This is a genomic window from Bifidobacterium angulatum DSM 20098 = JCM 7096, assembly GCF_001025155.1.
Classification (GTDB): Bacteria; Actinomycetota; Actinomycetes; order Actinomycetales; family Bifidobacteriaceae; genus Bifidobacterium; species Bifidobacterium angulatum.
The window spans coordinates 1,167,834-1,188,058 of sequence record NZ_AP012322.1 but is presented as its reverse complement, the minus strand read 5'-3'; the positions used below and the strand labels follow the sequence as shown (position 1 = coordinate 1,188,058).

Below are 20,225 nucleotides of genomic sequence, written 5' to 3'. Positions count from 1 at the left end.
AGCATTCGAAGAAGGGAACAGAATTCACCATGTGGTCCATCACTTTGAAACTCATGCGAAAAACCAAGCGCATGCTCATACCCGCAGGTATCGCCATCATGATCGGCACGGCGTTCATCGCCAGCACCTTCCTGTTCGGCAATGCCATGAACGACTCCCTGACACGGCGGCTGACCGCTATGTTCGGAAACGCCAACTATGCGGTGACCGTCAACAGCTCCGACCTGAGTGATGAGGAACTCAACGAAGCGTACTCCAGCACTGTCGGCGACTTCCATCTCGACCAGATCGCCGGCATCGAAGGGGTCGACGGCGTCCGCGCTTCGGTGGAAACCGGCGCCAGTGTTTCCAAGGGAGACAGCACCATCAGCGGTGAGATTATCTCCACCGCGGCACAGAAGAACATGCTCCCCGTGAACATTACGGAAGGGGACCAGCCGAAGGACTCCAACGAAGTCGCACTGCCGGAAGACATGGCGAAACAGCTGAACGTCGGCATTGGCGACACTGTAAGCCTGACCTCCCGATATGAGGTAGGCGCCGATGGCAAAGCCAAAGCGGACAACGTGCGCGTGGTCGGACTCACCTCCGATCCAAACGGTGCCTACTCGTACTATGGTGGTGCGATTGTAGGATCCAACAATCTGCTTGCCGCAATGCAGGGAACAGGCGATTTCAACACCACCGGAACAACAACGGTATACCTCGACCTTGCCTTGGATGGAAACAGCGCATCCGCAAAAACCATCAACAGTGTGAAAGCGTTGCTGCCAAAGCATTTCGATTTGATGCCGCGACAGCAGGTCAGTGACGAAAGCATCAAATCCTTAACCGGCAACCAAACCAACATCGTCACCACATTCCTCATGTGCTTCGGCGTGCTTGCCATGTTCGTGGCGGCACTGGTGATCGCCAACACGTTCCAAGTGCTCGTGGCGCAACGCCGCCGCACACTCGCCTTGCTGCGCACCATCGGCGCGAAGAAAGGCCAGCTGTATGGTTCCGTGCTGTTTGAAGCGGCAGTGCTTGGCTTCGTCGCATCCGTGCTTGGCGTGGTACTGGGAAGTCTGCTCATGTGGGGCATGTGCGTCAGTGACATCATGCAAGAGGGTATGCGATTCAATTTCTCTTGGCAGGCCGCCGTCGTGCCTATTCTCTTCGGTATTGTGGTGACGGTGCTCGCATCCTTGGGATCCGCACGTTCCGCTACTGCGGTGACGCCATTGGAGGCATTGCGCCCGATTGAACTGACCGACAACCGTCGTTCCAGTCTCACTCGAGCCATAATCGGTATTCTGATGGTGGTGGTCGGTATCGCCATGGCAGTATTTTCCATCTGGCAGGTACAAGCCACCAATGGCGGCGAGGAAGCGAACGGCGATCAATTCACGATGATTCTGCTCATAGCCATCGTCGGCGCTGCACTGGTGTTCCTCGGCATGGTGGTCACCGCGGTGTTCTGGATGCCGACCCTCATGAAGGGTGCTGGAGCGCTGGCCTCACTGACAGGATCTTCCGCAACAGTTGCACACGCCAACATTCAGAAGAATCCGCGACGCATCGCAGCAACCGGTGCCGCTCTGCTCATCGGCGTCACCTTGGTTTCCACCATCGCAACCGGTGCCGCTAGCGCCAAAGAGACTATGAATGGTGCGCTCGCCACCCGTTATAGCGTCGACATCGTGGCCATGGGCGATGACATCAGCCAGCAAATGGCCAAGGATGTAGCCGACATCAACGGCGTGTCCGACACGTTGTATGCGCCGGCGGTTTCCGTGACCTTGGAGAAAGCGGATGGAACCCGGCCTACGTCCGCATTGCTGGTCGGTGTGAAGAACATCGATCAGGTCAAGCAGGTCATGCGTGCCAACTTGGGTAACGCCTCCATCGACAGTGATAGCGTTCTCATGCCAACATACAATGCGCAAACCGGCAAGGAGCTGCAGTTCGCCAACGGCACGGCTGATTTCTCCACCGAATGGAACCAGGACGGCGACGCTACGCGTTCGCTGACATTGCAAGCAAACCAAGCCGACTACCGTCGCGTATCCGCACAGTATGAAGCTGTCGGATTCGTGGATGAAAGTCATTTCACCAATGGTGACCTTGATGCCGCCACCCATGTGTTGCTGGTCAAAGCAGATACTGACAAGTCGGGAGTTTCCGTCGACGGCATCTACAACGACATGCAGGCCGCATTGGAAAAGAGCACTGATGCGACAGTGACCGGACCGATCGCCGAACGCATCACCTGGGCACAGATGATCGACTCCATGATGATGCTTATGGTGGGACTGATCGCCGTGGCGGTACTGGTCGCCTTGATCGGCGTGGCCAACACACTGTCCCTATCGGTGATCGAACGCACCCGCGAATCGGCCACCCTGCGAGCCATCGGCATGACCCGCGGCCAGCTGCGGGCGTCACTCGCCATCGAAGCGCTGCTCATCTCCGTGGTATCCGGCCTTGCCGGCATTCTACTTGGCACATTGTTCGGCTGGCTGGGCGCATACGTGGTGTTCAGTCTGTACGGCACCGTGGTGTTCCCGTTTGAATGGGGAATCAACGGCATTGTGCTTGCCGTGGCGGCTGTGGCAGCATTGCTGGCCAGTGTCGCGCCCGCCCGCCGCGCGGCCAAGGTGCCGCCGGTTGAGGCGCTCGCGGAAGCCTAGATCACTACATAAAATGCTCCTTCGGAAGAAGGAGCATTTTTTGTTGCCTGAATGCGTTTTTATGAAGGTTTTATACGAGATGGTTTTCATAGGCGAACACGACGGCTTGGACGCGGTCTCGCGCATTGATTTTCGACAGAATATGCGCCACATGCGTTTTCACCGTCGTCAGGCTGATGAAAAGCTTGTCGGCAATCTCCTGATTCGACAATCCATGCGCGATCTCAATAAGCACTTCGCGCTCGCGATCGGTCAGTTCATCTAATTCCGGATCGGTGTACGTCGAATCAGAAGTGGAAGAAGCAGTGGAATTTCCATGTGCACCAACATTCGCAGCCATGAAATCGCCTTCCATCATTTTCTCGATAAGGCGTTTCGTGGCGGACGGTGCGATAATCGCATTACCTTGAAAGACCGTGCGAATCGAATTCAACAACGTTTCCGGTTCTGTATCTTTCAGCAGGAACCCCGAAGCTCCGGCATTGATCGCCGCCATCACATATTCATCCAAATCGAATGTCGTCAAAATAATCACCTTGGTACGGGCGACTTCTGATTTCGTGCCATCGGCAGCGAACCGATGCTGCAACGCGCTGATCTGCCGAGTCGCTTCAATACCATCCATGCCTGGCATACGCACATCCATCAACACCACATCAGGATGCAGTGTTTCCGCCAACGCCATGGCTTCCGCACCATCGCGAGCCTGTGCCGCGACCGCCATATCAGGTTGGGAGCCGATCACCATAGCAAAACCGGCACGTACCAATTCCTGATCATCGGCAATGACCACATGAATCTTCTGTTCTTCACTCATACTCTCCACCTTATCGGCATTGTTCCGCTCACAGTGCAAAATAAACCCTTACATCTCCCTGAAAACTTGAACCGGCTATCGAGACACGCGCTGCAGCTGCTCCTCCAGCGGTGCTGCAGGCCTCAACTGCAGTTCGCTCGCGCTACCGGCATGAGCGTCATCGCTGAAACCAGTCTCACGAAGCACGCCAAGCAGTTCGCGCATACGCTTAAGCGCGGCACGCCCCTGTTCTCCAATGGCTTTGAACGCTGTGGAAATCTCGTCGGCGGTTGGCTCCTTGCCTTGTGTTTCGGCGCGATCCAACATGCGAATGCCATCGACGGCTTGGTTGATCACGCTGTTCAACGTGGCAGTGACCTCAGCCTGAATGCTGGCACTGATACGGTCACGTTCCATATTCGCCGCGAGAATACGCTGTTTCTCCTGCTCGGCCACCAGCGCTTCCTCTCGCGCCTGCAACACCAGTGCGTTGGAATCACTGGAACGAGCCCAACGTGCCCACGCCATAATGCCGGCGCACAGCATCAACACCGCAACCGTATACATAACGCCGGTAAAGAACGCTGCACCACTACTTGCCGTGGCTGAAACCGGTTTTGTCAAGCCCACGGAAGCGGCGATGGCGTCGAACAAGGTAGTGTATCCATGTTGGTCGGCTGCGATTTTCAAGCCCATCAGAGCTGAACAGGTGACAGCGGCAAGACCGGTCCAACGCCATGCGTGTTCACGCCCATACAATACGGCTGAATACAGTGCGCACAGCGACGCTACGATGTGCCCGACCTCAATCGATCCCAAAAACACCAATTGCACAACCGACAATACGAACACAATAAGCGCGCAAGTCTCGGGGAACCTGCGTCGAAGAGCCAGCGCCAGCAAGCAGCATGCGGCGATCGCATGTGAGAGCTGCGCATGAGATGAACCATCAAAAAAGAGCGTGATCGACATGCGATTCAGCAGCGTGACCAATGCCACGGCACCAACGGTATCCATGAGCACATAATGATGCTGCGTCCACGCGGAAACACGCTCCACCCAATTCAGCCCTCGCACATTGGATGTATTTGCAGGTTCCACGGATTTCAGTTTCAACGATTTGAGCAAATCATGCAGATTGGGTGCGGTGATGCGCAAATGTTGCAGGGCGTTCGAACGATGATCGCGACCGGTCGGTTGGTTGGTTTCCTGCGTCTGCTCCGATGGTTGATCCGGGATTCGCGCCGATATGTTGACGACTGTGTGAGGTGCGATTGCTTCGTCGGATAATTTCGCTGTGCTGGATATGGCAGTTATGTTGCACGATTCGGACTGTTCCGAGGCATACTGTTCGCCGGTTTCGTCTGTCACCTGTTCTTTACCGCCGTAAGGCAGGGTGGCCATGACTTCGAAGCCTCCGCCGAGTCGGGGGCCAGCCTGCAATGAGCCTCCGGCCGATTCGATGCGTTCTTTCATGCCCAGCAGGCCGTAACCTGGCGTATGCCCATCGATATTGGCCGCCGCGCCATGACCATTGTCGGTGATGGTCACAGTGAGCAAACCGTTGTTCCATAACTCTTCAATATGTACATCGACGTGCGGCCCCGCATACTTGCGGATATTCGTCAGCGCCTCCTGCACTACATGGTAGGAAGCTATCGAGGCTTGTTCGCTGAGTTGTTCTGGGCTGGCGGTGCCGGTGATATTCCGTCGGATTCGAATGTCGGGGGAGACGTGTTGCGCTTGTTCCACAAGATTGCCGATATCGTTATAATCGGCGTGCGGTGAACCCCCGAATACTCCCAGAAGACGTTGCATGTCATGCAGTGCGCGTTCCGATTCGTGTCGAATCGTTTCCATGGTGTTTCTGGCCACCGCGGGATCATGCGTGCCTGCATAGCGACCGCCGTCGGACTGCACGATGATGATCGACAGGGTGTGCGCCACCACATCGTGCATGTCACGTGCGATGCGTGCGCGTTCCGCCAACGCGGCGATATCGCGTTCATTCTGGTCTCGCGCGGCGATTGCCTCATTGCGTTCCCGCATCATGCGAATGGTTGCCAGACGGGCACGCTGCCAGAACGCTACAATGACGGTGGAAATAATGCATACTTCGAAAATCGGCGTCAGTACCAGCATGTATTGCGCCATCATGTCGGCGACTTTCGACATGGATGTTCCTGTGTAGATGGAACCGAGAGTGTCTTCCGTGACCATAATGTCATTCGGATTTGGGCCGTTCCAGCTGCTCCATGTATGCACTTTGCCTCCGGTGAGCAGTGGTCCATTGGTCATGGTCCATGCTATCAGCGCCGAAGCCAGAAGACCGATGGTCAACGCCAGAGTAATGAAGGCTTTCGTGTTTTTGGGATTGCCGTAGACGATCACTGAATACAGCATGAACAATGCCAGAATATCGGCGCCCAACAGGCAGGGGCCGAATATGAGATGCGCCAAGGTCAATGCCACGCAGAGCAACGCTCCGGTCTGCGGCCACCATCGACGGATCAGCAGCGGAATAAGCATTGCCGCTTCCCATGCCATCTGTGTGGAAGGCTTAAGGTCAAACAGCAATCCCGGATTATAGGTGATGCTGCCGGTCACGCCGAACAGCAGAACACCTATAACAAGCGTGATGATGAGATCGCCTGCGAAGACATGGCCATGCATCCATGACAAGAGACGCTGCTTGAGATTCGACATACGTTCCACCCTAGCGCCAGATATGCTGTGACGCCATCATGCGCAGGAATGAAATAGCGGTAAGATAAAGCCGCTTTTGTGAGGTAAGGTTGTCTCCGCATGTGGGTGGGATGGAAGCCATCAAAAAGTCACTACCCGCATTGAACATGCCGATGATGCCAAGGGAAAGGTGAATGCATGACGTTGCTGAGCGAATACTACGTGCCCGGATTGCATATTGAAGATCGTTCCATCAAGGTGCCGTTGGATTGGACAGGTCATGAGCCGGGGCATGGGTTCGATGGCGAATCGATCAGCCTGTTCTACCGTGTGGTCACCGCTCCCGAACATGTGCATGATGATCTGCCGTTGCTCGTGTTTTTGCAGGGCGGTCCTGGCGGTTCCGGCCCGCGTCCGCTCAGCCCAAGTTCCGACGGGTGGATCGAAGAGGCCATCAAGCATTTCCGTGTGATTCTGCCTGACCAGCGTGGCACCGGGCGTTCCTCCCGCGTCGACACGCACATCATGAACCGTATGGACGGCATGCAAGGCGCCGCATATCTTAAGCATTTCCTCGCGGACTCCATCGTGCGCGACTTCGAACATCTGCGTCGCACCGAATTCGGCGGCAAGCAGTGGGTCACGCTTGGTCAAAGCTACGGCGGATTCCTGACGTTGACGTATCTCTCGCTGTTCCCGCAAGGAGTTATCGCCAGTTTCACCACGGGTGGCATTCCGCATGTTCCCGCCGATGCGACCGACGTGTACCGTCATACGTTCCCGCGCATGGCCCGCAAAACCGCGCAATTCTACAAGCGCTACCCACAGGACGTCGAGCGTGCGGCCATCATCGCCGACAAGCTCGACGCCGAACCCGTGAGCCTGCCCAACGGTGATCCGCTCACCGTCGAACGCTTCCAGATGCTCGGCTCCGATTTCGGCATGAAACCAAGCTTCGAACGCGTCCACTGGATTCTTGACGACGCCTTCCTTGACGGCGACGGCTCCGCATCCGCCGATTCCGAGCTCTCCGACGAATTCCTCGCCAAGGTCATGGACGCCACCGCCTCCCGTCCGTTGTACTGGCCGCTACAGGAGTTCATCTACGCCAACGGCGAACTGGAAACGCCTATTCGTTGGGCCGCGCAGCGTGTACGTGACGAGCATCCGGAATTCGATGCGGGGGAGCGTCCTCTCAACTTCACCGGCGAAGCGATGTTCCCATGGATGTTCGAACAGGAGGCGGCACTCCGCCCCTTCAAGCCGGCCATGGACGTGCTGATGGAAAGCACGCATTTCGGCACGATCTACGACGCGGACCAGCTGGCACGCAACGAGGTGCCACTGCAGGCCGCCGTATACTTCGACGACATGTACGTCGACTCCGGGCTGCAACTCGACACCCTCTCGCGCGTGGGCAACTCGCACTACTGGACCACCAACGAATTCGAACACGACGGACTACACGGCAGCACGGTGTTCAAACACCTCTACACGGAAGCGCTGAACCGCGGCGACCTGGAGGAACTGTTCTAATCCCCTTAAGCACATAACCCGCTGCCGAACCGGCAGACGCAACACGAACCATTGCTTCCTGCAACAGGAAGCAGGGAAGGAAACCCCATGAACAACCACACCATCGGATTCATCGGATACGGCAACATGGCGCAGGCCATCGCACAAGGCATGGTGGACGCCGGCGTACTGGACGGCGAACACATCGTCGCCTGCGCCGCCCACTACGACAAACTCGAACGCAACGCCGCCAAATTCGGCATCCGAGCCGTACACACCGCCGCGGAAGTAGCCGACGCCGCCGACGTGGTCGTCATCGCCATCAAGCCCTACCAGATCGAAGACGTAATCGGCCCCATCGTCGCCAAGCTCGCCCAAAGCAGCAAATTCGTCGTCTCCATCGCAGCAGGCTGGGATCTCAATAAATACCGTTATCTATTCGGCGAACAGTTCGACGCCGTGCACATCCAATGCACCATCCCGAACACGCCAATGGCCGTAGGCAAAGGCGTGCTCGTCACCGAATCCGACAACACGCTCAGCGAGACGCAGACCGAAATATTCGAACAGCTGTTCGCGCCGATCAGCCTCATCGAACGCGTCGACTCCGCACACATGGGCATCGCCATGTGCGTGGCCGGATGCGCGCCCGCCTTCACCGACATGTACATCGAAGCGCTCGCCGACGCCGGTGTGAAATACGGTTTGCAGCGTGCCACGGCATATCGTTTGGCTGCGAAGATGGTGGAAGGTGTGGGTGCTCTGTATCTCGCCACGGAAACACACCCGGGTGCCATGAAGGATGCCGTATGCTCGCCTGGCGGCACCACCATCAAAGGTGTCGCCTCGCTGGAGGAGAGCGCGTTCCGTGGCGCGATCATCAAGGCCGTCGACGCGATTGAACAGTGACGGTGGCCGTTACCACCCCGTTCAGCAAGGAATCCGGTGCCGCTCATTCGCCAGATTGAGCATGAGACGCGTTCTGCAGGTCGGATAGGGGAATTCGACAAGGAACCGACTCGAGATCGGGCGGTGCCGGATACGGCCATCATTGGCCTGCCGGCACAACACGGCAGCGGCTCGGTGCGAACAGGTTCATAGGCCGGTGGTTGTATGGTTGGGAACCATGTCTCTTACTATCGGAATCGTCGGACTGCCGAACGTCGGCAAGTCCACCATGTTCAATGCACTGACCCGCAACAACGTGCTTGCGGAAAACTACCCGTTCGCCACCATCGAGCCGAACACCGGTGTCGTGCCGCTGCCGGACAAGCGTCTTCCCGTGCTGGCCAAGCTCGTCCACACCGAGAAGATCGTGCCCGCCACCGTCACCTTTGTCGACATTGCAGGCATCGTCAAGGGTGCCTCCGAAGGCGAAGGCCTGGGCAACAAGTTCCTTGCCAACATCCGTGAGGCCGATGCGATCTGCGAGGTCGTGCGAGCCTTCGAAGACGACGACATCGTGCACGTCAACGGCAAGGTCGATCCGGCCGACGACATCGACACCATCAACACCGAGCTCATCCTCGCCGATTTGCAGACCATCGAGAACGCGCTGCCGAAGCTGGAAAAGGATTTGCGCGGCAAGAAGATCGAACCGGCATACATGGATGCCGTCAAGCAGGCCAAGGAGATTCTCGAAGCCGGTGAGACGCTCGACAAGGCCGCCCGTGAAGGCCGTTTCGACAAGGACTCCGTGTACGACCTGCATCTGATGAGCGCCAAGCCGTTCATCTACGTGTTCAACGTGGACGACTCCGAGCTGCAGAACGACGAGCTCAAGGCCAAACTGTCCGCCACCGTCGCTCCGGCTCCGGCCATCTTCCTCAACGCGCAGTTCGAAGCCGACCTGACCGAGCTGGACGAGGACGACGCCCGCGAAATGCTCGCCGACGCCGGTCTGGAGGAATCCGGCCTCGATCAGCTGGCACGCGTCGGCTATGACACGCTCGGCCTGTCCACCTTCCTGACCGCTGGTGAGAAGGAAGTGCGCGCATGGCAGATCCACAAGGGCTACACCGCCCCGCAGGCCGCCGGCGTGATCCACACCGACTTCGAAAAGGGCTTCATCAAGGCCGACATCGTCTCCTATGACGACTTCGTGGCCGCCGATGGTTCCATGGTGACCATCAAGGAGGAAGGCAAGCTCCGCCAGGAAGGCCGCGACTACGTCATGCAGGACGGCGACATCGTGGAGTTCAAGTTCAACGTCTCGAAGTAAGTGTTTCTCTGGCTCCCCTCTTTGAGGGGAGCTGTCGCTACAAGCGACTGAGGAGCGGCACGGATAAGGCCTGAGAAGTCGTTTTCTCAGGCCTTTGTCATGACATTGTTCTGCAAGGACTGGCTGCTGCAGCAGCATAATGTGTGTTTTATTATTCGGCCTCGGTGGCTTGCTGGTCAATCCAATTGTTGACGTCGGTGACCGCCTCGTCAAGGGTTGCTTTGGCAGCTTTGTAGTATTTGGAATCTACAGGTTGACGATTTCCGCGCCGAACGGCCAGAGCGCAAGCTTGGCCATCTTGAATGATTGCAATCCGAACGGAATGCCGATAATGGTGATGCAGTTGAGCATGCCGGCTCCCAGATAGCCGAGCGCCATCCACCAGCCGACCAGCACCACCCACAGGATGTTGGCCAAGGCAGAGCCGACTCCGCCGCCGTATTGCACGGTTGCGCCAAACGGCGTCAGGGTGAGTCCCGCCATCTTGAACGCTTGAATGCCGAGCGGGATGCCGATGATGGAGATGCACAGAATCAGTCCCACCACTGCCCATCCGATTGCGATGGCCAACCCACCAAGAATGATCCACAGGATATTGCCGAGAACTCGCATGATTCGCCCCTTTCCAATTCCGGTCGATGCCTCGCATGTTCAGCTTCACTATTTTGCCAGACAGCATGACGGAAACACGAGACGTAACCCTTAGCTCGCCCCTGATTCATTCTCGGACCGCTATTCAGGCGGATCGTATGCGGTAAGCCCAACCCTTTTGTGAAGATTTTGTGTATTGTCGGGCATACGTGGTTTTCACCGTCGGTTTGACTGATGATAGGCTTCTCGATGTCTGCCGTATGAAGACCCATCAAGGAGATGCCATGAACCTGTATCGCTACGCGATGTTCATCGCACGCGCCTGCTGTGGGTCGTTCGTCGGCAATGTTCTGTTTGCCAATCCACAAATGGCCCTATTCTCGATGCTGGTGTAGCGGGGACACGCCTTATGTCGGGATGTACCGATGGCCCATCCGCAGTCGACATCGCATGAATCGCTCACCATAGCCATCAACTTACGCAAAGCCGCGAATCGTTTGCCGTATATGAATGCGGAACGGATGGCGGCTTTTCCTTTACTCCGGACTCATCAGTGTCCCCGCGTCTTGACACAAGTATGGGGCCGGATCGCCCATACATACCGTTACCAACAGAAGGAAATGCTGTGACCTCACAGAGGACCGCGGAATTCGGGTCCGCCGCCAGTTCCGTAAAGCCTATTGATTCGCACGCCCGATTCATCGTCGTGGGCGTGATCGTCGTCGGCTCGTTCATCGCGCTGCTCAACCAGACCGTCATGTCACCGGCCTTGCCGGCACTGATGCGTGATTTCAATATCACCACCGGCACCGTGCAGTGGGTGACCAGCGTCTACATGCTGGTCTCGGGCATCATGGTGCCGATTTCAGGCTATCTGATTGATAAATTCTCCACCCGAAAGCTCTTCGCCGGAGCTCTTGCCACTTTCATGGTCGGCACACTGCTGTGTGCCGTCGCGCCGAATTTCGTGCTGTTGCTCGTCGGACGCATACTGCAATCCGCCGGCTCCGGCGTGCTGTTGCCATTGGTCGCCGTAGTGCCGATGCTCGTCTATCCGCCGGATAAGCGCGGTACCGCCATGGGCATGGCCGGTATCGTCATGGCCGCCGGCCCGGCTATCGGCCCGGTTGTCGGTGGTCTGGTGATTGACAGTTTCGGATGGCGCCCGATGTTCATTGGCATCGCAGTTGTGGCACTGGTCATCCTTGTCGGAGGCACGATGATGCTCAAGAACGTCGGCGAGTTGAAGAACCCAAAGCTCAACATCCTGTCCGTGATCCTTTCGACCATCGCGTTCGGTGGCCTGCTCTATGGCTTCTCGTCTGCTTCCACGATGGGATGGACCAGTCCGGCCGTCATTATTTCAATCGTCGTTGGTCTTGTGGCCTTCGTCGCATTCGTATACAAGCAAGTCAAGCTCGATGAGCCATTGTTGCGCGTTGACACCCTTGCCACCCGCAACTTCCGCAACTCCGCGATTCTGGTCACTCTGATTAACGCCGCAGTCGCCGCAACCAACGTGACGTTGCCTATCTTCATCCAGAATGTACTCGGCCAATCCGCCACCGTCACCGGCATGGTCATGCTGCCCGCCGCGGCGGTCGGCATCATCCTGAGTCCGGTCGCCGGTGCCGCATTCGACAAATTCGGCCCGCGCGGCGTGGGCATCGGCGGCCTTGCGCTCATGACCATCTCTCTTGGTCTTCTCGGCACCATCAACACCAGGACATCAGTGCTGTTTGTCGCCGTGTTCTGCGCATTGCAGGCATCCGGTCAGGCTATCGCCAACATGCCGATCAACACTTGGGGCGTCAACGCTTTGCCGAACGACATGATCGCCCATGGCAACGCCATCGCCAACACCGGCCGCCAGATCGCGGCAGCCATTGCGACCTCGCTTCTGGTCACCGCAGAAACATCCGTGACCGCCTTGCACATGTCCCAGGGTGTGAAGTCCGCCACGGCCAGCGGCATCGCGTTCTCCTACCTGCTGTGCGCCGCCATCTCGCTGGTCGCCCTGATCATCTGCATCTTCACCGTCACCAGCCGTGCCAAGGAGAAGGCCGCACGCAACGCCAAGGCCTACGAGGCGCAAGCCTCCGCCGAAGTCGCGGTCGAAACCACTGAAGTCCAGCCCGCCGAGCATCACTACGCCGGCGCATACGTGGCCCCCGCTGCCTCCCTGTTCAAGCAGGCCCAGGAACAGTCCATCGGCGGGATTATGGACGATCAGCCCTACAGCTGCCTGGACAGCGATGACATCACGCATGTGGTGCGCGAGTTCATCCGCCTCAACGTCTCCAGCCTTCCCGTGGTGAACGGCGATGGCAGGCTCGTCGGCTTCGTCAGCGACGGCGATGTCCTGAAATCGATTGCCACCTATGAATCCCGTACGGTTCCCACCGGCACCGGTTCGACGATGGTGGTGTTCGACGACGAAACCGTGGCCTCCAAGGTGCAGGCGCTCTCCGGCAAGAAGGTGATGGACATCGCCACGCGTAAGGTCGTTGCCGCCACGCCCGACCAGCATGTTGGAGAGGTGGCCCGAATCCTCGCCAAGAAGCAGTTCAAGAAACTGCCGGTGGTGGATGGTGATGGCAGACTCGTCGGTGTGATCCGCCGTAAGTCCGTGATGGAACATGCCTTCGACGCGCTGTTCCCAAAGGATGATCGGTGATTCGGCGTCATCATCGCTGAATAGAATGAATGAAATATGAGGCTTCCCTTCTCGCGGGGGGGGGGGGGAGCCTCATTGCTTTGTCCGCGGAGTCTTACGGCACCTGCGCAAGGGCAACGTCACGCCTTCATGATGCACTATTGAATAGTGTGTTCCTATCGTTGCATGGTGACGCTAACGCATGGCGTCACGATACTGAAGCCTGCCATCTAACGGCGGGTACGGCTCGTTGCTGGAGTCGTGCACGCATACGCGCGTCGGCGTGCGTATGCTGTGATGTGACCTTTGTAGTGGAATTGAAGAATTGAGGGGCTTCTGCTGTTTTCGTGGGTTAGGTTCTTGGTTGTGGTAGGTGTATGTCGAGTCCGCCGCAGCGGAGCATGACGAGCGCGATGAGGCTGCTGACGTGGTGGAAGCCATAGGTCATGCGGATGGTGACCTTGATGCGGCTGTAGGGCTTCATCCGTGGAGCCAGCGTGATCATCATTTCGACGATCACGGCGCTGTGGCTGTTGCAAGGCATTCCCGTGGTCGCCGGCACAGGCGGATTCGCGCACGTCGACGATGTGCACGATTCCGCATATGGTGTGCTCGCCGATGCCGTCGCCCCCGTGTTCGCGCCTGCCGGATTCGACGACTGGCATGCTTCCGCCGCGCTGATCACGGGATTCGTGGCCAAGGAGGTGGCGATCGGCTCCATGTCGCAGTCCTACCATGCGGGCGAACCGGATGAATCCGGCCAGAATGCGGACAAGGGGACATTCGGCCAGAAACTGCGCGCCTCGTTCGAACAATCCTCACATGGGCATGGCAAAGCCGCGGCCATAGCATTCCTGTTGTTCACGCTCGCGTACACGCCGTGTCTGGCGACGGTGGCGGAACTGCGACGGCAATACGGCACGAAAGTGGCCGCGCAATCGGTGTGCCTGAGCCTTGTGGTGGCATACGTGCTGGCCGTTGTAGCCTTCCCACTGTTGCGATTGATGTGGTGACATGCCCTGGCATGGTCTGGGCGCGAGAGACTGGCGGCATACCGACAAGCGGCCTGAGGCGCAGCGGAGTGGCGGTTCGTCGGGGGATATCGTCATGGACGTGGCCTGCGACATGGAAGCCGGATTGTCCATACGGCAGGTTGCCGATCGACGTCACCTGCCGGTCGATTTCATCGTCATGGCCATTTCACGCGCGCAGGAACGCGGCCTGCTGCAGGTGGCGGATCTTACGTCCCGCTCGACGTGTGGGGAAACGACATGCCAGCCCGACCCTTCGTCACTGATTTGTGCGGGGTGCCCGTTTCGGCCGCGTGCCGACGCATAGTTGGCCGTGGGCGTCCTTCAAGGTTGTTTGCGCGACACGGTAGCGCGAGCGATGCTCGATGCCGATAGACAACATGCCGAAGCGAATACGCGTGTTACGTGTGCGCTGCGGCTACAGTATTCGTCGCGGGAGCAGATCGAGGAAAGGAATGGAACAGATGGGCGAGGCATTACGGCAGACGCAGGGTGACGGCGACGTGCGAAGCCGGGATGATTCCACGCATGAAGGCATAAGCGTATCCAGAACCATCGCCCGTCTGATGATGCTCGTCAATGCCGCCGTATGGGGTTCGGGGTACACCATGCTCAAACATGTGCAGGGTGTTATGACGACCCAGTGGATGATGTTCTTCCGTATGGCCGCATCGGTTATTCTCATGGCGTTGGTGTTCCTGCCGCACTTGCGCAAGATCGGACTTAAGCGCTATATCGTGCCTGGTCTCATGCTCGCCCTGACCTACTGGATGGGATTTCTGCTGCAGCTCAAGGGGCTGGAGACCACGTCGCCCGGGCGTAACAGCTTCTTCACCGACACGTATTGCGTGATGGTGCCGTTCGTCATCTGGGCGCTGACGCATAAACGCCCCAACATGCAGCATATTGCCGCGGCGCTCGTGTGTGCGTTCGGCATCGGTCTGGTCTCGTTGAGCGGCACAAGCGGGTCGGATCTTATCGGCATGAGTTCCGGCGATGTGCTGACGATCATCGGAGCGTTGTTCTATGCGATCAATCTGGTGGTCGTGGGCATGATGGGCAGGAAATTCGATGCGGTGGCGCTGATGCTGGCCGAATTCGCCTGGTGCGCGGTGTTCTTCGGTGTCGGCGCCGCATTGTTCGATGGTTCGCCTTCGGCCTCGTGGCTTCGTTTGGATGTGGTGCTGTGCCTTGCCTATCTGGTGATTGGCTCGACCATCATCGCGCAGATTTTCCAGACCATTGCCGTGCAGAATCTGCCGACTACTGAAGGCTCGGTGATTTTGAGCACCGAATGCATCTTCGCCATGGTGATCGCCGTGATCTTCACCGGGGAACGGCTCACCGTACCGTCCGTCTGCGGGTTCGCGGTGATTTTCGGCGCGATACTCCTTTCGGAAGTGCAGTTTCCGGCACGGCGCAAAGCCAAGTAGCGTGCGATGAGTCGGTATATGATTTCGTTGGTTCGGACGTCAGCCGTGCCGCCCGGTCTGCGCGTCGGCAAGCCGATGATGCCATGGCTCGGCTACGATTGGTAATCGATAGGCGCGGCCAAAACCGGACGGCGCTCGCATCCGGCCACGTTTACTGGATTACTGGCACGACATACGTCAGCGTGCCGAAAGTGGACGCCATGGGGTACGGTAGGGTAGTTTGCGCAAACGGCGCAATACCTGAACGAAAGGCCACTGTGCCCAATATCGATAATTCTTCCGAATATTCCGAGCAGAGCATCGTGAACGATGCCGCACCTACTTTCACCGAGCTTGGCGTGCCGGGCGCTTTGGCGCATGTACTCGCCAGCGACGGCAAACGTACCGCTTTCCCCATCCAGGCGGACACTCTTCCCGACTCTCTCGCGGGCCGCGACATTCTTGGCCGTGGACGCACTGGTTCCGGCAAAACACTTGCTTTCTCCATTCCGCTGGTGGCACGTCTGGGTGCCAGCGAGCATGATATCGCCGCCATCGAGCGTGAGGCCGATCGCCGCGGCAGTGCAGGGGGCAAGGCTGCGACCAATCTGCCGCGTCCTCGCGCTCTGGTGCTTGCCCCCACCCGTGAGCTCGCCAAGCAGATCGACGAGGTGCTGTTGCCGCTTGCACAGGCGTATGGCATGACTACCACCACCGTGTATGGCGGCGTGAAGTATTCCCGTCAGATCGCCGAGCTCAAGGCCGGTGCGCAAATCGTGGTCGGCTGCCCGGGCCGTTTGGAGGATCTGCTGCGTCAGAACGCGCTTACGCTGAGCAGCGTCGAATGTGTGGTACTCGATGAGGCCGATGAGATGGCCGACATGGGCTTCCTGCCCGGCGTGGAGCGTCTGCTTGGCCAGATTCCGGCCGATGCGCAGCATATGCTGTTCTCCGCGACGCTCGATCATGGCGTCGACAAGGTGGTGGAACGCTTCCTGCACGATCCGAAGGTGCACAGCGTTGACGACGCGACCAGCCCGGTCGATGAGATGACGCATCACGTGTTCGAGATCACCAAGGGCGACAAGCCCGAGATCGTACGCACCCTGGCCTCCGGCGCAGGCAAGCGCATCCTGTTCACCCGCACCAAGTTCCAGGCGAAGAAGCTTTCCCAGAGCCTGACCAAGCAGGGCATCCCGTGCGCCCAGTTGCACGGCAACCTCAACCAGAACCAGCGCGACCGCAATCTCGCGGCCTTTGAAACCGGCGAGGTGAACGTGCTTGCCGCCACCGACGTGGCTGCACGCGGCATCGACGTCAGTGGCGTGGAGCTTGTGGTGCAGGTCGAGCCGCCGGAGGATCCGAAGGCGTTCCTGCATCGTTCCGGCCGTACCGCGCGTGCCGGCAACCAGGGCGACGTGGTTACGCTTGTGTTGCCTGAGCAGCGCCGCGAAACCAGGTTCATGCTGCGTAAGGCCGGTATCAAGGTCAAGCCCGTTGCCGTGACGGCCAAGTCCCCGGAGGTGCTGGATCTGGTGGGCGAGCGCGCGGAGAAGATCGACGGCTGGGAGCTTTCCCCGCTGAAGAAGACCAAGCCGTTGCCGAAGAAGGGCAAGGGACGCAATAAGCGTGGCGGCGAGACTGAGACTGCCGGCGGCAGGCGTTCCGACGCTCCGAAGCGCAGGAAGAGGCAGGAGCAGACCGGGCGTTTCGACCGTTTCGATGAGTCCGATTACAGGGATTACGACGGCTACGACGAGTATGGTGCGCGTGGCGGTTATGACGAATGGTCGGATGATCGCGGTTTCGGCAAGAAGGGCAAGCATCATAAGCGCACTAAGCGTGACCGTTACGATTGGCAGGATCGCGATGGCCGTAACGATCGCAGGGGCCGTGGCGGCTATCAGGATCGTGATGACCGCAAGGGGCGTGCCGATCGTAGGGATCGTGGCGGCCGAGGGGAGTCCTTCGATCGCAATGGTCGTTATGATGCGGTCGGGCGTGTTGTCGAGGAACCGCGTAAGGGCGGCAAGCGTGTGCATAAGAAGCCGATCCGCGTGGTCGAGGACCTGCGTGGTGAGGACGCCAAGCGTTATGATCGCCGCATGAACGCCAAGAAGGCGAAGTACGACGATCAACCGTCGCGCAAGAAGGGCAAGCGTGGCGGCGAACGGCAGCGTTATGACGATAATCGTCGTGATCAGCCGCGTTACGATCAGCCGCGCCGTAGCGATAAGAAGCGCAACGGCGGCGACAATCGTCGTTCCGCGCAGGGCTTCCGCAAGCACAATAAGTCGAAGCGCACGCCGTTCCGTAATTCGCACCGCTGATTCGGTGCCACGGCGGTAAGGTGGCGGCTCGGCTGCGGGGTCGCCGAAAATGCGTTGAGGCCCGTTCCGCAACCGTGTGTGCAGTATGTGCTCACGGTTGTGGAACGGGCCTCAACGGGTATTGGCTTGGGGCTACATTTCCTCGTGCCAGTGCGGGTCCAGCGCTTTGCATCGGCCTTCGGGATTGTCCATCAGCGCGATGTCGTGCATGTCCTGTTCGTCCAGTTCGAATCCGGTGATGCTCAGGTTCTCGCGTTGACGTTGCGCGTGCAGCGATTTCGGGATCGATACATCTCCGATCTGCAGATGCCAGCGGAGCACGGTCTGCACTTCGGTCACGCCATGCTTGTGCGCTATGCGCTGGATCGTCTCGTCCCGCAGCATCTGATTGGCACGGCCCAGCGGACTCCAGGCCTGGGAGATGATGCCATGTGCGGCGTTGTATCGGCGCTGTTCGGTCTGCTGGAAGTAGGGGTGCAGCTCGATCTGGTTGACGCTGGGGGTCACTGCGGTGGCACGAATCAGCATATCGATGTGACCGGGCAGGAAGTTGCTGACGCCGATATGCCTGATCAATCCGTCACGCTGTGCGTCGACAAGAGCCTGCCATGCCTCGACGTAGAGGCCTTGGGACGGGTTGGGCCAGTGGATCAGATACAGGTCGAGATAATCGAGTCCGAGCCGGCACAGGCTTTCCTCGATGCAGATGCGGGCCTTGTCGTATTGGTGGAAGCGTCCGGGCAGCTTCGAGGTGACGATGATGTCGTCACGCGGCACCGATGCCATGCGAATCGCTTTGCCGACCGTGCCCTCGTTCTCATAGTTCACTGCGGTGTCGAGCAGTCGGTAACCGTTCTCCAGGGCCGAGGCGATGGCCTGCGCACCGGCGAATCCGCGTACCTGGTAGGTGCCGAATCCCATGGCGGGAAGCGCAAGCCCATCATGAGCGGTGCGGATCGGCAATGGCGCGGCGGAAGGGGTGGTGGAATCGTTGCTCATAGTGTTCCTTTGGTGTGGAATCTTACATCCGTCGATATAGCAGATGGGTGGCATGGCGTATGACCGGCCATACCACCCATCGGGTTCGTTATGCGTGTGCTGCTCGCGGGAGGCTCACTCCACGTTGGCGTGGTTGGCGTTCGCGTCGGCATCCGACACGTTGTCGCGGCGGGAGAGCATCAGGCACAGGGCGTCCAATGCGATGTGCACGGACTGGTCGAACAGCGAGCTCAACAGCTGGATGGATCCGCCCGTCTCGCCCTTTACTCGTCCCGGCACCACGATCACGGCGTCGGCGGCATCGGCTAGGGGAGAGTCGGGCTTTGAGGTCACCGCAATGACCTTCACACCGAGCTTTTTGGCGGCTTCGGCGTCCTCCACGGTTCGTCGGGTCTTGCCGGATCCGGAGATGGCCAGCAGCACGTCGCCCTCATGCATGGACGGGCAGATGGTTTCACCCATCATGTAGCTCGTGTAGCCGATGTGCATCATGCGCATGGCGAAGCTGCGCGCCTGGAACCCGGACCGCCCTTCGCCGGCCGCGTAGACGCGGCTGTTCTTGGTGATCAGCGGCATGGCCTGTTCGAGGTCGTGCTCGTCCATTTTGGCGATGACGCCCTGTACTTCTTCGACGATCTGGTCGAGGATGCGTTCGTTGGTGCTCATTGCATTTCCTTCCTGCATGCCTGGCATGCTGCTGTGATGTCGTCGGCCTTGGTGATGGCCGAACCCATGATGACGATGTCGATGTTCTCCTGCGCCAGAGCCGCGAGTTGATGCTGCTTGATACCCCCTGCGATCGCTATATGGCGAATCTGCGGGAATCGCGCCTTGAATGCGCGCACCTGCGCGACCGGATCGGCCGTGGCACCGGAATCCACGGAGGTGTGCAGGCAGTATATTGCGTTCTGGAAGCCGCTGATGCGTTCGATGCGTTGCTCGTCGCATTCCAGCAGGTCGATCATCATTACCCTGCCGTGTGTTTCGGTGGACTTGGCGCATGTCTCCAGCGTGCCTATCGAGGCCGATCCCATGACCGTCAGGTAGTCGAATCCGAGACCGAATCCCAGATCGAACTCGTAGGCGCCTTCGTCGCAGGTTTTGATATCGGCAAGCACCGAGGTGTTGCCTGCCGCTTCAAGAACAGGACGGAGGGCGCGAAGCCCGAACTCCTTGGTCAGAGACGTGCCGATTTCGATGATGTCGGCCTGGCCGTCGATCGCCTGTATGATGCGCACCGCCTGTTCCACTGGCACGCGGTCGATGGCGACTTGCAGTTTCATGATGATCCTTTCTGCTGATTGATTGGCTTGTTAG

The 20,225-nt window shown here is 58.7% G+C and carries 15 protein-coding genes and 1 pseudogene; 9 read left to right on the top strand and 7 right to left on the bottom strand.

Annotated elements, in window-relative coordinates:
* Window positions 1-29: 29 nt before the first annotated feature.
* On the top strand, window positions 30-2,672 hold the full coding sequence (locus BBAG_RS04825; protein WP_003826622.1) for an ABC transporter permease: 2,643 nt from the start codon (window positions 30-32) through the stop codon (window positions 2,670-2,672).
* Window positions 2,673-2,742: 70 nt separating this feature from the next.
* Here BBAG_RS04825 and BBAG_RS04820 read toward each other — a convergent pair whose 3' ends face one another.
* Both BBAG_RS04820 and BBAG_RS04815 read right to left on the bottom strand, forming a co-directional pair.
* The gene (locus BBAG_RS04820; RefSeq protein WP_003826620.1) at window positions 2,743-3,489 is read right to left on the bottom strand and encodes a response regulator; all 747 of its coding nucleotides are present in this window, start codon (window positions 3,487-3,489) and stop codon (window positions 2,743-2,745) included.
* A gap of 75 nt (window positions 3,490-3,564) precedes the next feature.
* The gene (locus BBAG_RS04815) at window positions 3,565-6,174 is read right to left on the bottom strand and encodes a sensor histidine kinase (RefSeq protein WP_003826618.1); all 2,610 of its coding nucleotides are present in this window, start codon (window positions 6,172-6,174) and stop codon (window positions 3,565-3,567) included.
* A 177-nt stretch (window positions 6,175-6,351) separates the two neighbouring features.
* Between BBAG_RS04815 and BBAG_RS04810 the strand changes: the two genes are divergently transcribed.
* From BBAG_RS04810 to ychF, 3 genes are all read left to right on the top strand, one after another.
* A complete protein-coding gene (locus tag BBAG_RS04810) occupies window positions 6,352-7,689 on the top strand; it encodes an alpha/beta fold hydrolase (protein ID WP_003826616.1) in 1,338 nt (445 codons plus the stop codon).
* Between the two features lie 87 nt (window positions 7,690-7,776).
* Window positions 7,777-8,577 (top strand): pyrroline-5-carboxylate reductase, encoded by an 801-nt coding sequence (gene proC / locus BBAG_RS04805; RefSeq protein WP_003826613.1) that lies wholly within the window; start codon window positions 7,777-7,779, stop codon window positions 8,575-8,577.
* A 217-nt stretch (window positions 8,578-8,794) separates the two neighbouring features.
* Complete coding sequence (gene ychF / locus BBAG_RS04800; RefSeq protein WP_003826609.1) at window positions 8,795-9,889, top strand: redox-regulated ATPase YchF; 1,095 nt, start codon at window positions 8,795-8,797, stop codon at window positions 9,887-9,889.
* A 246-nt stretch (window positions 9,890-10,135) separates the two neighbouring features.
* Here the strand turns inward: ychF and BBAG_RS04795 are convergent, their stop codons facing one another.
* The gene (locus BBAG_RS04795; protein ID WP_003826607.1) at window positions 10,136-10,501 is read right to left on the bottom strand and encodes a YccF domain-containing protein; all 366 of its coding nucleotides are present in this window, start codon (window positions 10,499-10,501) and stop codon (window positions 10,136-10,138) included.
* A gap of 188 nt (window positions 10,502-10,689) precedes the next feature.
* Here BBAG_RS04795 and BBAG_RS08790 point away from each other — a divergent pair, with 188 nt between their 5' ends.
* Both BBAG_RS08790 and BBAG_RS04785 read left to right on the top strand, forming a co-directional pair.
* Window positions 10,690-10,875: a hypothetical protein gene (locus BBAG_RS08790; RefSeq protein WP_003826606.1), complete on the top strand. Its 186-nt coding sequence runs from the start codon at window positions 10,690-10,692 to the stop codon at window positions 10,873-10,875.
* 230 nt (window positions 10,876-11,105) lie between these two features.
* Window positions 11,106-13,157 carry an MDR family MFS transporter gene (locus tag BBAG_RS04785; protein ID WP_003826605.1) on the top strand — a complete coding sequence of 684 codons (2,052 nt, stop codon included), beginning with the start codon at window positions 11,106-11,108 and terminating at the stop codon, window positions 13,155-13,157.
* Between the two features lie 331 nt (window positions 13,158-13,488).
* On the opposite strand, the gene BBAG_RS08580 is transcribed toward BBAG_RS04785, so the two are convergent.
* Entirely contained in the window at window positions 13,489-13,644 is a 156-nt protein-coding gene (locus tag BBAG_RS08580) for a hypothetical protein (protein ID WP_003826603.1), read from the bottom strand.
* On the opposite strand from BBAG_RS08580, the pseudogene BBAG_RS04780 reads away from it, so the two are divergent.
* From BBAG_RS04780 to BBAG_RS04765, 3 genes and pseudogenes are all read left to right on the top strand, one after another.
* Window positions 13,613-14,149, top strand: a pseudogene (locus BBAG_RS04780) (nucleoside recognition domain-containing protein); the annotation flags it as partial. The gene BBAG_RS08580 and the pseudogene BBAG_RS04780 sit on opposite strands and share 32 nt — an antisense overlap.
* A 473-nt stretch (window positions 14,150-14,622) precedes the next feature.
* On the top strand, window positions 14,623-15,600 hold the full coding sequence (locus tag BBAG_RS04770) for a DMT family transporter (RefSeq protein ID WP_003826599.1): 978 nt from the start codon (window positions 14,623-14,625) through the stop codon (window positions 15,598-15,600).
* An 83-nt stretch (window positions 15,601-15,683) separates the two neighbouring features.
* A complete protein-coding gene (locus BBAG_RS04765) occupies window positions 15,684-17,909 on the top strand; it encodes a DEAD/DEAH box helicase (RefSeq protein WP_003826597.1) in 2,226 nt (741 codons plus the stop codon).
* 132 nt (window positions 17,910-18,041) lie between these two features.
* Here BBAG_RS04765 and BBAG_RS04760 read toward each other — a convergent pair whose 3' ends face one another.
* The 3 genes from BBAG_RS04760 to BBAG_RS04750 all read right to left on the bottom strand — a co-directional run bounded on the left by BBAG_RS04760 (window position 18,042) and on the right by BBAG_RS04750 (window position 20,191).
* Window positions 18,042-18,908, bottom strand: coding sequence for an aldo/keto reductase (locus BBAG_RS04760; protein WP_003826595.1), 867 nt, complete (start codon window positions 18,906-18,908; stop codon window positions 18,042-18,044).
* A gap of 114 nt (window positions 18,909-19,022) precedes the next feature.
* Window positions 19,023-19,574: a 6-phospho-3-hexuloisomerase gene (gene hxlB, locus BBAG_RS04755; RefSeq protein ID WP_003826593.1), complete on the bottom strand. Its 552-nt coding sequence runs from the start codon at window positions 19,572-19,574 to the stop codon at window positions 19,023-19,025.
* A complete protein-coding gene (locus BBAG_RS04750; RefSeq protein WP_003826591.1) occupies window positions 19,571-20,191 on the bottom strand; it encodes an orotidine 5'-phosphate decarboxylase / HUMPS family protein in 621 nt (206 codons plus the stop codon). The genes hxlB and BBAG_RS04750 overlap by 4 nt, the downstream gene beginning before the upstream one ends.
* Between the last annotated feature and the right edge of the window lie 34 nt (window positions 20,192-20,225).